This window comes from Paraburkholderia sp. J63 (assembly GCF_905220245.1).
GTDB lineage: Bacteria > Pseudomonadota > Gammaproteobacteria > Burkholderiales > Burkholderiaceae > Paraburkholderia.
In genome coordinates, this window is sequence record NZ_CAJMZF010000003.1 from 361555 (window position 1) to 375317 (window position 13763).

Below are 13763 nucleotides of genomic sequence, written 5' to 3' on the forward strand. Positions count from 1 at the left end.
GGGGGGGCGTTCGCGGCGAAGATGGTTCAAAAAATATTGGTGAGTGCCTGCCTGCTCGGCAATCCGGTTCGCTATGACGGCGCAGCCAAAACGCTGGTTCACCCCGCGCTCGAAGCGTGGCGGCGCGAGGGCCGCATCGTCTCCATTTGCCCCGAGTTGAGCGGAGGCTTCGGCGTGCCGCGACTGCCGGCCGAGATCGCGCAGGCGCAAGCGGGCGAGGCGGTACTTGCGGGCACGGCGCGCGTGGTCGATGTCGTGGGCTCGGACGTCACGCCATTTTTCATCGCGAGCGCCCGCGCGGCGCTCGATCTCGCCCGCGCACATGATTGCCGCTTCGCACTGCTGATCGATGGCAGTCCGTCGTGCGGCAGCCGCTTCATCTACGACGGCAGTTTTTCGGGCCAGCGACGCGTCGGGGCAGGGGTGACGGCCGCGCTGCTGCGCCAGCACGGCATCGAAGTCTTCGCGGATTCGGAAATCGATGCGCTTTGCGCACGGGTGGCTCGCGAAGATTGAGCGTCAACCATCATCATCGCCAGGCTCGGTTTCGAGTCCGTCGGCGAACGGGCGGCCTTCCATCATGAAGGCTGCTTCAATAAACGCCTGGAATCCGTCGCCGGGTTCTCGCATCCTCTGCTGATCTGCGGCTTCCGCCTCCGTTCGTCTCCGTTAGTAACGGTCATCGTAGTGGTGGTGATATCCACCGTCCTCAGGAACGACGATGCAGCCGCTCAATGCGCTTCCGAGGCACAGGGCCGCCAGGGCCAGCACAAGCATTCTCTTCATACGACACCTCACTCGTTGGTCTTGAGTCCACCCTATCGACAAAGGGTGGCAGCGATGTTTTGGTGTGTAACCAAACGTTTGAGGCAATCGGACCGCACCGCCTCTCCAATGGGGCATGGCGGCGCAGCCTTTGAAACAGTCGGTTTCAGAACTCACCAACCCGTGTTCGGCCGGTCAGGGTAAATCTAGAATCGAGACATTATAAAAGTAATGTCTAAAATTATACGAAAGAAAGTAGAAATTAAACGGTTTACGTTGTATTATTTATCGATCTGATTCCGCGCTCTCACGCCATGTCCGACGTCCCTCTCGACGAAGTCCGCCTCGCCGCCGAAATCGATCGGCTCAAGAGCGAATTCCCCAAGACCCGCGAGCTTTATCGGGAAGTGTGCGCGTTGCTGTTCTTTCGCTTCGGCGTCACGCCTACCGCCAATCGGCTCTATCAGCTCGTGCGCCGGGGCAGCATGGGCACGCCCACGGCGGTGCTCTCCGAATTCTGGATGGAGCTACGGGAGAAAAGTCGCGTGCGTATCGAGCATGCGGACTTGCCGGAAGAGTTGCAGGGCGCGGCCGGCGAACTCGTGGCCGCGCTCTGGAAGCGCGCCACGGCCGCGGCGCAGGCTTCGCTCGAGGCGCTGCGCGTCGAGGTCGAGCAGGCGCGGCAGGATGCCGAAGCCGCCGTCGCGGCCATGCAGGGCGATCTCGCGCGCACGGAGGCGGCGCTGGAGCAACGCACCACCGCGCTGCTCACGGCGCAGGTGCGCATTCATGAGTTGGAGCAGGCGCAAGCGGCTGCGGCCGCCACGCGCAGCGCGCTGGAGAGCGAGGTCGCGCGTTTGCAGCAGGATGGCCGAGAGCGCGACGGCGCGCTTGCCCAGGCGCGCGCCGACTTTGCCACCGAACTCGACAAGCTACGGGCCGGCACGGAACTCGCGGAAACCCGTTTGCAGGCCGCGGAGAAGCGCGCGTTGCTCGAAATCGAACGCGAGCGCACGGCCAATGCACGCCTGCAGCGCGACGTAGAGACGGCCACGAAACGCGCCGCGCGCGTCGAAGAGAGTGCGCGCGCGGAGATTCAATCGCTGCAGGGCCAACTTGGCGATTTGCGGCATCAGGCGGGGATGCAGGAAGGGCGTCTGGAGACGCTGCGCGCGGCGCATACGGCGCAGGCGCAAGAGCTCGATGCGTTGCGCCGGAAGGCGGTCGCGGACAGCGACACGAGCGGCGCGGCGCCGGTCCGGCGCGCGCAGCAGCGCCCAGGCCGCTCCGCCGATGCCCCGGCGAAACCGCTGCGTCCCGCGCGCAAGACGGGCAAGACCGGTACGACGGGCAAGAGAAAATGATGCGTGCGGCGCGCACCGTGTCGAACACCGCGGGGTTGCGCGAGCTTTGCACGGCTGGATGAGCGGTGACACCGCTTGACGCCGTGGCTCCAGCCGAATGCGGCATGCTGGGTCTACCCATGGGGCCACCACTTCGCTAACTTAATCGGCATCCCTACCAATCGAGGAGATGCCGAGGATGTCCGAAACCGATTCCGTTCCCGTTCCCGCCAATGGCAAGGCGCCGTCGCCGCGCACGCGGGTGCGCCGCATCGCCGAGCGCGCCCATTACGACCGCGACACGCTGTACGCCATTCTCGACGCGACCTACCTGTGCCACGTCGCGTTCGCCGACGACCACGGCGTGCACTGCATTCCCACGGCGTGCTGGCGCGAGGGCGATCATCTCTACATCCACGGCTCCAACGGCAGCCGCATGCTGCGGCTCGCGGCCGAGGGCGCGCAGGTCTGCGTGACGGTCACGCATCTCGATGGCCTCGTGCTCGCGCGCTCCGCGTTCCACCACTCGATGAACTACCGCTCGGCAGTGGTCTACGGCGCGTTCGAAGTGGTGGACGCCGATCGCAAGGCCGCGGCGCTCGATGCCTTCCTCAATCACATCGCGCCAGGGCGCGCACATCAAGTGCGCGCCGGCAACCGCAACGAATTGGCCGCGACGACGGTGCTGCGGCTGTCGCTCGACGAAGCGGCAGCGAAGATTCGCACGGGCGGCCCGAAGGACGACGAAGAGGATCTCGACCGCCCCGTCTGGGCCGGTGTGCTGCCGCTGGCGCTCAAGCCGCTCGCGCCCGAACTCGACGGTACGGTGCCCGAAGGCGGCGTACCCGGCTATGTGACGAAGTGGACTCAACGCGCGGATAGCGCAGGGCGCTAGAGCCCGACCAACTAAAGTTACCTCCCATGCGGTGGCGGCAAATGCCCCTGGTGCCTGGCTTGGCCTGGGCGCCGTCCACCGCCTGTCTTGAGCACCATGCGCGGAGAGAAACCGTTCCTTCGCGCATGGTTCGTCCCGCTGTCCGCGGCCCTTCCGCGCGCAACCTCGGCGCGCGTTCCCGTTCTGCCCCCTGAACCGTAAGTGCACTCGTGTGCAAATGGGCGGTGCCACAGGCACGCGTCAACGCCCTCGCACCCTCAACAAATGCACGAAAGTGCAGATCGAGGGCCGGTGTTTTCCCTGAGCTGAAATCGGTTGCAGTCAAAAAATGGCTGCACTACGATTCCGATCAAATAGAAATTCAATGTGAATGTCTATTTGAAGTGGACGGAACGACGGAGGGTGCAGTGCGCTTCATGTCCCCGGCAGCGGCGGTGCGCCATCAGCGGCGTCGATGGAAAGTGGCGACTTCGCGCGTGGCGGATTCGTAGACGCGCTCCATCTGCTCGAGGCACGCGGTGGCCTGCGCGGCGGCGGACTGGACGCCGGCGGCCGCCTCGGCCATCTTGAGGAGCACCGTCTCGCGCAGCCGTGCGTATTCCTCGCACACGCTCGCGCCTTCCACGGTGGTCGTGTAGTAGACGCCGGTGCGCGCCGTCCCGGATTTTTCGACGAGCCCGGCCTTGATCAGCTTGCGTAGTTCGTACTGCATATTAGCGACGTCCTGCCGGTTGGTCATATGCAGCAGATCGCGAATGGTCTTGGGCCGTTCGTGCATGTGGATGACGTGCACCAGCGCGTTCTCCTGGCCGCTCAGCGTGGTGCCGGTCACGGCGGCCATGCACTCGGACTGCCAGCGCGAGAACGACTGGTTCAGACGCATGACGGCATATTCGAGGTCGGTGATTTCGACGCCGAAGTCGTCCATCGCCAGGTGCCAGCGATGTTCGGCAGCAGCGGTCTTTTTCGTGGTTCTGCGTGAAGGTTCGGTCATTGCGGAATCGCGCGGTTGCGGCCCATGCCGTCGACTGGGTTGGGAGAGCAGGGGTGCCAGGAGATCGGAGGCAGCCCGTCATGGAAACAAATTTTACTGCGCCAGGACTGACATGAGACGAATTCTGAACACGAAGGACTTCATTCTGGGGACGTTTGCGACGAACTGCTCGGGCGGGATGTCGGTGACGAAGATCGGCGAGCGCTGGGACAATTCGTGGGAGAACAACGAAAAGCTCGCGCTCATGCTCGACGAGGCCGGCATCGACTTCATGCTGCCCATCGCGCGCTGGATTGGTTACGGCGGCGAGACGGACTTCCACGGCTCGGTGCTGGAGACCATGACCTGGGCGGCGGCGCTGCTCGCGAAGACGCGCCATCTCACCGTGTTCGCGACGATCCACACGGCGGCGAACCATCCGGTCGTGGTCGCGAAGCAGATTGCGACGCTCGACCAGATCGGCGCGGGCCGCGCTGGCCTGAACATCGTTGCGGGCTGGAATCGCCCTGAATACGAAGCGCTCGGGCTGCCGCTCGCGACGGGCCACGACAAGCGCTATGCGTATGCCCAGGAGTGGTTCGATATCGTGCAGAAAATCTGGACGCACGACGGCCCCTTCAACTGGGACGGCGAGAACTTCCAGTTGAAGAACGTCTATGGTTTGCCGCGTCCGTGGAACGGCGAGCGTCCGCCGATTCTGAACGCGGCGGGGTCGGGCGAAGGGCGGGAGTTCGCGATCGGCAACGCCAACTTCCTCTTTACGCCGGCGATCGATCTCGAGCGCTCGCGCACCGAAGTCGCCGAGCTCAAGCAGAAAGCCGCCGCGGCGAGCAAGAACGTGAACGTGCTGACGTTCTCGCACGTGGTGTGTCGCCCGACCGAGGAGGAAGCGCGCCAGTATCTGCACTATTTTGCACAGGACAATGCGGACTGGGGCGCGGTCGACAACCTGGTTGCACTGCAGTTCGCGAATGCACAATCGTTCCCGCACGACCTGCTCGCGCTGATCCGCGACCGGATGGCTGCGGGGCACGGCGGCTTCCCGCTCGTGGGCACGCCGCAACAGGTGGCCGCGGGCCTGATCTCACTGGCCGAAGCCGGCTTCAAGGGCACGACCTTGTCGTTCGTGGACTACGTGAAGGAGTTCCCGTACTTCCGCGACACGGTGCTGCCGATCCTCGAAGCACACGGGCTGCGCCACCCGCGCGAGACCCGCCATGCCGCCTGAAGCCATGGATGACGCCGGGACATTGAGCCACTGCTTCGTGCAGGCGATGCGTGGTTTCGCGGGCGCGGTATGCGTCGTGACCGTTGCGGAGGGCGCACAGCGCAGCGGTTTCACCGCTACTTCCGTCTCGTCGTTTTCGGCGCAGCCGCCCATGGTGGTGGCTTCGCTGAAGGCAACGAGCTCGTCGGCGGAGTTGCTCGAACGCACGCGGCGCTTTGGCGTGAATCTGCTGCGCGCCGAGCAGCGGGCGATCGCCGAGCGCTTCACGGGCTTTCGCGGCGAACAGGGCGAGGCGCGCTATGGCGACGACGAGTGGGTGTACGCGCTGCCGGACGGCGCGCCGCTGCTTGCGGACAGCGTCGTCGCCATGGATTGCGAGGTGGAGGAGCTGATCGTGCGCCACGGGCATCTGCTCATCATCGGGCGCGTGCGCGCGGTGAATCACGACGAGTCCGCGCCGCGTCCGCTTGTCTACTGGCAAGGGCAATATACGGCGCCCGCGGGGACGTTTGCGGCAGCACGCTGATTTCCGGCACCGAGCCGACCGAGTTGTATCCAGCCGTGCCATCCGATGAAAGGTACAGGCATATTACTAAGCATGCCGAATCATTCGCGAAAACTGGAGAGTGTTAATGGGAAGGAACTACGGGAAGTGCGCGCTCGCGGCAATGATGGGTCTTGCAGCGTCCATTGCCCACGCGCAAAGCAGCGTCACGATCTTCGGCATGCTGGACGCCGGTGTGTCGTACATCAGCAATCAGGGCGGCAAATCGAACTGGCAGATGGCGGACGGCATCGCCGTGCCGAACATCTTCGGCATGGAGGGGACGGAGGATCTGGGCGGCGGTCTCAAAGCGAAATTCCGTCTCGTCAACCAGTTCTCGCTCGGCAACGGCTCGATCATTGCCTCGCCCAGCAACAGTTCGACGACGAGTGGCGGCCTCTTCGCACGCGAAGCCTGGGTGGGCCTCGCTAGCGATCGTTTCGGCAGCTTGACGATGGGGCGCCAGCAGGACTTCATGGTCGACACTTTGCTCGCGGACGTCGGCGCGGATTCGGCGCTCTATGTGGGCGGCCTGTACAACTTCCGTGACGGTCCGTTCGCGGGGCTGAATCTGCCCGATTCGCCACCCGGCGACGCCTACGACTTCGACCATATGAACGGCGCCGAAGCGTTGTCGAATTCGGTGAAGTACACCTCGGCAGACTATAGCGGCCTCAAGTTCGGCGGTATGTATGCGTTCGGCGGAACGGCCGGCAACTTCAGCCAGAACAGTGCATCGAGCTATGGCGTGAGCTATGCAAGGGGACCGCTCGCCGTGGGGGCGGCCTATACGAACGTCAAATACGCGGTGCTCGAAGGCGAGAGCATCCGGAACTGGGGTGCCGGTGCGCACTACACGATCGGCAATGCACTGCTGACGCTGCTCTATACCAATACGCGCAACACGCAAAATGGTGCAGCCGTGAACATGGTCGAGGCGGGCAGCACGTATCGCGTGACGCCTGCATTCGGGCTGGGGGCCAACTATATGTATATGTGGGGCAACGCGGGCGTCGACAACAATCACGCGCACCAGATCGATGCCGTGGCCCAGTACAGCCTGTCCAAGCGCACGACGGTCTATGCCGAAACGGTGTACCAGATTGCCAACTCGGGCGCGTCGGCGTCCATCGATGGCACGTTTGGCCCGTCCAGCAGCAACAAGCAATTCGTGGGACGGGTCGGTATCCAGACGCGGTTCTGACGCGGCACCCCAACAACTCAAGTCGTTATCTTTCCGGTAGGGGCGGCCACCCACGTCGCCCCTGCTTCGCGAGCGCATTGATCAATGGCGCTCTCGTTTCATTGGCTGATCCGGACATATTCGGCGGCCGCGGAAGACAGCCAGCACCGATGCGTATTGGTTATTCGGTGCAGTCGTACGGATTCAGGGGACAGATAAGGGATTGATTTAATCATACAAAGCGTGACCTTATATCTCCGTGCCAGTAAGATTGCGGATTCGAGAATTAACGAATAACTGGGGCGGATATGGGGGTGGGGAATATAACCGGTCTGATAGGAGCCGCCGGGTTGTTGCAGGAAGGCCGCCTGCTCAAACTCGATACTCCGCTCGGCGATAATGCGCTTCTGCCGCAACGCGCAATGGGCCGTGCACGTATCGGACGCGATTACGGCTTTACGCTCGACGTGGTGTCCACGAATGAAAACGTCGAACTCAAGACACTCATCGCCCAGCCCGTCACGCTCTGGCTACAGCAGTCTGACCAGTCGTATCTGCCGCGCCACGGCTATGTCCACACCGTCCGCAGACTGGGCGCGGACGGCGGTTTGACGAGCTATCAGATCGAATTTGCCGCCTGGCTGCACTTCCTGAAGTTCCGCAAGGACGCCCGCATCTGGCAGGATAAAAGCGCCGACGCCATACTCACCGACATATTCAATGCGCATCCCCAGGCACAGGGCGCCTTTCGTTTCGAGATTCAAAATGACTTGCCATCGCGTTCGTTTTGCGTGCAATACGAGGACGACTGGAATTTCTGCCAGCGGATTATGGAATCCGAAGGCCTCTTCAGTTATTTCGAACACGCCAATGACGGCAAGTCGCATACGGTCGTAATTACCGATAATATCGATTCGTTACCCCCTTTAAAATCCGGGGCGGTAAATTTTTACCGGTCGGGCGTGAATAGCGAAACCGATGCGCTGGTGCAATGGAGCGGCACGCGCACGCTGCAGAGCGTGACGCTGACCACACGCACCTTCGACTACCAATCGCCTTCCACGGCGGCGAACCCGAAGGGGACGACAACGCCGTCGTTTTCCAGTCACGGCGACCTGCCGCAGCAGTTGGAAGTCTACGAGTACACGGGCGCCTACACCTTCGGCGACCAGTCGCGCGGCGACGCGCTCTCCGAAATCCGCATGGAGGAATGGGAGTCGCGTGCCAAGCGATTCGAGGGCGCAGGCGCCGTGCGCGGTTTCGATGCCGGACACTGGTTCGAAATCGAGGGCCATCCGCAGCACGACAGGGATAGCCAGCAGGACCGCCAGTTCGCGATCATCGAGGCGCGGTGGTTCATCGAAAACAATCTGCCGGTTTCCTCTGCGCAGACGCAGTCGTTTCCGCACAGCCTCCAAGGCGAGCTTGCCGCGATCAAGGCAGCGCATCAGGGCGAACGCGACGCGCTGACGATAAAGAGCATGGATGGAAGCGTTGGCTTCCTGCTGGTGCAGATCGAAGCGCAGCGCAGGCATGTGCCGTATCGCAGCCCGTTCGAGCACCACAAGCCGAAGTTGCGCATGCAGACGGCGATCGTAGTCGGCCCGGCGAACGAAGAGGTTTATACCGACTCGCTGAACCGCATCAAGGTGCGATTCCACTGGGACCGCCTGAATGCCGGCGACGAAAAGGCATCGTGCTGGCTGCGTGTGGCAATGTCCGATACGGGCGGTGGCTACGGCGGCGTACACGTGCCGCGCGTGGGCGAAGAGGTGATCGTGAACTGGCTCGGCGGCGACTGTGACCGACCGGTGGTCACGGCGCGCGTCTATAACGGCTCGACGAACCCGAACTGGCATTCGAACGGCATTCTTTCGGGCTACCAATCGAAGGAATACGGTGGCAGTGGCTATAACCAGATGGTGATGGACGACGCCACGGGCCAGAACCGCATGCAGCTTTACAGCACGAGCGCGAATTCGCAATTGCATCTGGGCTATCTGATCGCGCAGAACGCGAATTCGCGCGGCGCGTATCTGGGCAGCGGCTTCGATCTGAAATCGGATGCGTTTGGTGCGATCAATGCGAGCCAGGGCCTGTACGTGAGCACGCATGCAAAGAGCGCAGCGAGCCAGCAACTCGACGTGAGCGAAGCGCATACGCAGCTCACCGGTGCACAGAACGCACTGGACGCGCTCTCGCAGGCGAGCGAAACACACCAGGCCGAATCGTTGAAAGATGGCAGCGATGCGCTCAAGACGTTCGCCAGCGCAACGCAATCGACCGCACAGGGTGCCACCGCGAGCGGCGGTAATACCGCAGGCGGAGGCACCGGCAGCGCAAATGTATTCGCCGATCCCGTGATGCTGATGGCGAGCCCCTCGGGCATCGCACTCTCGACACAGCAATCGGCGCATATCGCGGCCGCGCAGCAAGTCACCGTGATCGGCGGGCAAAGCGTGCACGTGGCCAGTGGAAAATCGCTGATCGCCGGCGCGGTGGAGAAGATCAGCCTCTTTGTGCAGCGCTCGGGAATCAAGCTATTCGCGGGCAAAGGGAAAGTCGAAGTGCAAGCCCAGGCAGACAACGTCGAGATAACGTCGCAGAAAACTACGCGCCTGATTTCGGCGACCGAGAATATCGACGTCGCCGCGAAAAAGGAAATCTTGCTGACGTCTGGCGGCGCGTATATCCGCATCAAGAATGGCAACATCGAAATTCACGCGCCAGGCAAGATCGATGTGAAAGGCGCGCAGCATAGCTTCAATGGCCCTGTGCGGAAGAACTATCCTCTGCCAGCTTTCGCGCAGGCGGAAACGCAGGGGCCTGTGGCCTTCAATATGGTGCTGTCCGATATGCCCGGGCCGAACGGACATCCGTACATCAATACGCCGTGGCGTATCGTTTCGGCGCGCAATGCCGATGATGCGCTCATGTCGTCCGATTTCGTGCTGAGCGGCAAGAGCGATACGAGCGGCAAGCTCGCCTTGTCGGAGGCCGAGCAGAAAACGCTCCACGAAGCCTGGAACGCGGCGCCCGGCCAGATCTGGGTCGTCTATGCCGGACAGGTTCATTCGTTGGCCCTGAGCCGCCAGGCGACGGACTGGACGGACAGCGACCGCTTCTACGAAGCGCTCGACGCAATGGGTTATAGCCAGCGCATGTTCGTCGCGCAGCAAGGCGATGTCGATCAGGGCTTCGCGCAGCTGGCGCGCCAGGAATGGCAAACGGACGGCGACGCCACGCTGCTGAACAAGTTGAAAGGAGAGGGCTGATGGAGGCCGTATCGCAGGGCGGAGACACGGGGGCGCTTTACGACGTGCACTCGATCAAGACCCTACGCCAGATTGTCAATGAAGCCGGCAAGGCTCTTCAGGCCAACGCGACCGACAATCGCTGGGTGCTGTCCGATCAGTCCTTCGCGTGGCCGCGCACGGGCAATACCGTCAAGCCGTTTACGACCGGCAAAGCCTATTTTGCTGATCTGGCTGCGGCGCTGGAGGGCGCGAAGCACTCGATCTATATCGCGGGCTGGCAGGTCAACTGGGACGCGCAAATGGGCGCGGGCGTGCGCCTTTTCGACGTATTGTTGAAGGCAGCGCGTGCGAACAGTCAACTGAAGATCTCCGTGATGCCGTGGAAGCATTCGCCGCCCGTGCAGACCTACGACCGGCAAACAGTGCCGGTGCTCGAAGCGATCAACGGTCTGGTCGGGCGCAAGTGCGTGACCGTCACGCTGGCCGCCTCGCTCGCCGACGACGATCCCAGCTTCTTCAGCCATCACCAGAAACTCGTGGTCATCGACGAGCAGACCGCATTCATTGGCGGCATGGATCTGTGCTACGGACGCTTCGACGACGAGACCTACGATCTGCATGCGAATGCGCAAGGCCGCCAGGGCCTGAATCGCTATAACGGCTGCATCCCGCATCTGGGGCACGTGCCCCAGGACCAGCTCGTCGATCCCGATCTGCTGACGGGTGCCTACGATAATCACCCGACTTTCGGCGGCCACTGGGCTTCGAACCATAGCGAGGTGATGAACAAGATCGAGCACGGCGCAGTGCAGACAGCCTATGGAAACGAAACGCCATACTGGTCGGCGATGTCGCGACCGACGGGCCTCGCCGCCAACGACAGCACGCTCGACGCGGCCACGCAGCCGAGAATGCCGTGGCAGGACGTGCATCTGCGCATCGATGGGCCTTCTGCCGCCGACGTCGCGCGCAATTTCGTCATGCGCTGGAATAGTGAAGGTGGCGAATCGACGCCGCTCGATCTGCCTGCGGAGCCCGAGTCGAAAAAGGGCGGCTGTACCGTGCAGGTGCTGCGTAGCGCACCATTCAATATGCGCAAGGCGGAGTATGCGGCGTTGAAGCCCGATGCGCAGCAGGGCGTTGCGCAGCCCAGTGCGAAGCAGTGCGAGATTGCGCTCGCTATGAAGAATCTGATTGAAGGCGCGACGTCGTTTATTTACATCGAGAATCAGTTCTTTGTTTCGGCGTTTGGAACGGAGCATACGAATCCGGATGCGATCGCGGCCGATGTGAGGTCGCCTTCGGTTTTGTCGGGCCCCGCTGAACAGGTCAGGGCCAGTGGTCTGCAAGAGCGTGCAACGCAATTGGTCGCAGACAAACCACGGGAAGCACCGAAGAACTTCATCTGCGAATTGCTGGGCAAGCGCATCGGGCGCGCGATCATGTCGGGCGCAAAGGAGGACTTTCACGTCATCATCACGTTGCCGGTGCATCCCGAAGGCCAGCTCAACGACGGCAGCATCATGACGCAAGTCCATTGGACCATGCAGTCGCTGGTGTTTGGTTCGTTCAGTTTGTTGAATCGCGTACGGCGCTATATCAAGGCGAAGGAACTGCGCGACAAGAAGGTGGCGGACTGGAAGAACGTGACGACAGATGCGAGCGATCGCCGTTACGAGGACGTCGATATCGCGCGCTGTAGCGATTACGTCACATTGCTCAATCTGCGTAATTGGGCGCAGTTGGGTGAGCGCTATGTGACCGAGCAGATCTACGTGCACACGAAGATGATGATCGTCGACGACCTGTTCGCTCTGTTGGGTAGTGCGAACATCAACGACCGCAGCATGTTGGGATCGCGCGACTCGGAAATTGCCGTGCTCGTTTCCGATTCGGCCACGGAGCGGCACGATATCAGCGGCAGCGGAGACGTCCGAATCACGCGCAACTTTGCGCGGCAATTGCGTCAAGGCGTCTGGCGCAAGCTGTTTGGCATCGCGGGCGAGGTGCGGCCCGCGGATGCGTTGCAAAGCGCGATCGATCAGCCCGCCAATCCGGCCAACTGGAAGAAGATTCAGGAGGTGGCAGAGGCGAACCGCTTGCTTTACGAAGCGGCGTTCGATTTTATTCCGCGCAACAGCGCGGTTGATGATGTAGGTGGAGCGCAGCCCACTTATGCGTCGATCTGGCCAACGTGGGATGCAGCGGCCAAATCGACGCACGGGAAGATGCCGTTCGATGTCGAGTTCTGGTCGAAGCCACAACACACGAAGGCCGCAGGCCAATTGACCGGAGTGAAGGGATTCGTTGTGGCGTTGCCGATCAATTGGACAAGAAACGAAAATAATAACTTGGGTTACGCGGTTTCGCTTGTGGCGGAGAACAACGCGACCCCAACTAATCCGGTCGACTTTTCGTCGAGCGGTCAAACCGAATTGTCACAGGCTGCACAGACCAAGAATAAGCCTGGTGGGGAGCAAGCTTAATGAACAGAAGAAGTGAAGCATGTGCGCTCGTCGTATCGACGCTTGCTATTGCGCTAATTTCATCGCAGGTTATTGCAGCACCGCAGCAGGAGTGTGTGGGGCGCTATCGATTGACATTGCCCGGCGAATCGGACATCGCCCTTACGACGGTAACGGCGTTTCATGAACCGCAGGCAGCGAATATACGCTTTTCCGACGGCGTATTAGCACCATTGTCTTCGTTTATTTACAACGGCACGTTTTACATTACGGATGCCATGACACGCGACGGCTATAACTCGCTTGTCGACACGATGAAAGATCGCGTCTCCGCGAGTCAGAACAAGCCATATGAGGAACAGAGGCTTGCCGCGCTGCCGGTGCAGGATGCCGGGTCGTATGCGTGGGCAGGGCGGGGTGGCGCCGCATTTTACACATTCAAAGGCGGCAAGGCCGTTTCGTTTGTCACGAAGTCCGACGACAAGCGCGAGGCGAGCGCAGATGCACTCGATGTTCTCATGCATCTTCAAGCTCGTGGCATCGGCGTCGTGCCGGAGGACCCTGGCGTTTGCCTGCCTGGCTTGTTCGTCAAGAGTAGTCAGGACGACAAGACCCGCATTGTCGGCACCACATATCGCCTGAAGATGCACCCTGATGTACTGATTTTTTTCCTCGATTCAAAAGCGTTGAAGAATCAGCCCAAGCTAACATCACGTCAAAAGAACGAATTCGTCTGGACTAGCGAGTTTGGGGTGGGCAAGGCAGTGAAATTGCACGGCACATTCCCGTGGCGCTCGGTCAAGCTCGACGGACGGGAAGGAGTGGGATCGTTCGGCACCATTACGCGTAAAGATGATTCAACGGATTATGGTTATCTCGTGACGGTACAAGGCGATCCCGACGCGACCACGGATACGCCCGATTTGCTGCTCTATGTCGAGCGCAACGGCGCTGCCGCCAATGGCCAAACACCAGTCACTGCGGACGAGATCGAGCGGATCGGCGAAGAAGTGGCCGCTTCGGTCAAGCGGCGATGAATCCCACACCATTGGTCTCGGCGGACTGTGTTGAAGAACATTACTGCAACGA

At 61.6% G+C, this 13763-nt stretch carries 10 protein-coding genes; 9 read left to right on the forward strand and 1 reads right to left on the reverse strand.

Annotated elements, in window-relative coordinates:
- The first annotated feature begins 21 nt into the window (after positions 1-21).
- The 3 genes from U5775_RS05790 (at position 22) to U5775_RS05800 (ending at position 3003) form a co-directional block, all read left to right on the forward strand.
- Positions 22-516 (forward strand): DUF523 domain-containing protein, encoded by a 495-nt coding sequence (locus U5775_RS05790; RefSeq protein WP_322057159.1) that lies wholly within the window; start codon positions 22-24, stop codon positions 514-516.
- Between the two features lie 563 nt (positions 517-1079).
- Positions 1080-2129, forward strand: a complete 1050-nt coding sequence (locus U5775_RS05795; RefSeq protein ID WP_322057160.1) for a DNA-binding protein — start codon at positions 1080-1082, stop codon at positions 2127-2129.
- A gap of 178 nt (positions 2130-2307) precedes the next feature.
- Complete coding sequence (locus U5775_RS05800; RefSeq protein ID WP_322057161.1) at positions 2308-3003, forward strand: pyridoxamine 5'-phosphate oxidase family protein; 696 nt, start codon at positions 2308-2310, stop codon at positions 3001-3003.
- Positions 3004-3445: 442 nt separating this feature from the next.
- On the opposite strand, the gene U5775_RS05805 is transcribed toward U5775_RS05800, so the two are convergent.
- Complete coding sequence (locus U5775_RS05805) at positions 3446-3997, reverse strand: winged helix DNA-binding protein (protein ID WP_322057162.1); 552 nt, start codon at positions 3995-3997, stop codon at positions 3446-3448.
- 112 nt (positions 3998-4109) lie between these two features.
- On the opposite strand from U5775_RS05805, the gene U5775_RS05810 reads away from it, so the two are divergent.
- From U5775_RS05810 to U5775_RS05835, 6 genes are all read left to right on the forward strand, one after another.
- Positions 4110-5225, forward strand: coding sequence for an LLM class flavin-dependent oxidoreductase (locus U5775_RS05810; protein WP_322057163.1), 1116 nt, complete (start codon positions 4110-4112; stop codon positions 5223-5225).
- Positions 5215-5751 carry a flavin reductase family protein gene (locus tag U5775_RS05815; protein ID WP_322057164.1) on the forward strand — a complete coding sequence of 179 codons (537 nt, stop codon included), beginning with the start codon at positions 5215-5217 and terminating at the stop codon, positions 5749-5751. The genes U5775_RS05810 and U5775_RS05815 overlap by 11 nt, the downstream gene beginning before the upstream one ends.
- Positions 5752-5857: 106 nt before the next feature.
- A complete protein-coding gene (locus U5775_RS05820; protein WP_322057165.1) occupies positions 5858-6973 on the forward strand; it encodes a porin in 1116 nt (371 codons plus the stop codon).
- Between the two features lie 287 nt (positions 6974-7260).
- Positions 7261-10227: a type VI secretion system Vgr family protein gene (locus U5775_RS05825; protein ID WP_322057166.1), complete on the forward strand. Its 2967-nt coding sequence runs from the start codon at positions 7261-7263 to the stop codon at positions 10225-10227.
- A complete protein-coding gene (locus tag U5775_RS05830; RefSeq protein WP_322057167.1) occupies positions 10173-12695 on the forward strand; it encodes a phospholipase D-like domain-containing protein in 2523 nt (840 codons plus the stop codon). The genes U5775_RS05825 and U5775_RS05830 overlap by 55 nt, the downstream gene beginning before the upstream one ends.
- The gene (locus U5775_RS05835) at positions 12695-13711 is read left to right on the forward strand and encodes a T6SS immunity protein Tli4 family protein (RefSeq protein ID WP_322057168.1); all 1017 of its coding nucleotides are present in this window, start codon (positions 12695-12697) and stop codon (positions 13709-13711) included. Before U5775_RS05830 ends, U5775_RS05835 begins: the two co-directional genes overlap by 1 nt.
- Positions 13712-13763 lie beyond the last annotated feature (52 nt).

Coding starts and splice junctions, on each gene's coding strand:
- U5775_RS05790 (WP_322057159.1), top strand. CDS start 22: ATGGTTCAAAAAATATTGGTGAGTGCCTGCCTGCTCGGCAATCCGGTT.
- U5775_RS05795 (WP_322057160.1), top strand. CDS start 1,080: ATGTCCGACGTCCCTCTCGACGAAGTCCGCCTCGCCGCCGAAATCGAT.
- U5775_RS05800 (WP_322057161.1), top strand. CDS start 2,308: ATGTCCGAAACCGATTCCGTTCCCGTTCCCGCCAATGGCAAGGCGCCG.
- U5775_RS05805 (WP_322057162.1), bottom strand. CDS start 3,997: ATGACCGAACCTTCACGCAGAACCACGAAAAAGACCGCTGCTGCCGAA.
- U5775_RS05810 (WP_322057163.1), top strand. CDS start 4,110: ATGAGACGAATTCTGAACACGAAGGACTTCATTCTGGGGACGTTTGCG.
- U5775_RS05815 (WP_322057164.1), top strand. CDS start 5,215: ATGCCGCCTGAAGCCATGGATGACGCCGGGACATTGAGCCACTGCTTC.
- U5775_RS05820 (WP_322057165.1), top strand. CDS start 5,858: ATGGGAAGGAACTACGGGAAGTGCGCGCTCGCGGCAATGATGGGTCTT.
- U5775_RS05825 (WP_322057166.1), top strand. CDS start 7,261: ATGGGGGTGGGGAATATAACCGGTCTGATAGGAGCCGCCGGGTTGTTG.
- U5775_RS05830 (WP_322057167.1), top strand. CDS start 10,173: ATGGCAAACGGACGGCGACGCCACGCTGCTGAACAAGTTGAAAGGAGA.
- U5775_RS05835 (WP_322057168.1), top strand. CDS start 12,695: ATGAACAGAAGAAGTGAAGCATGTGCGCTCGTCGTATCGACGCTTGCT.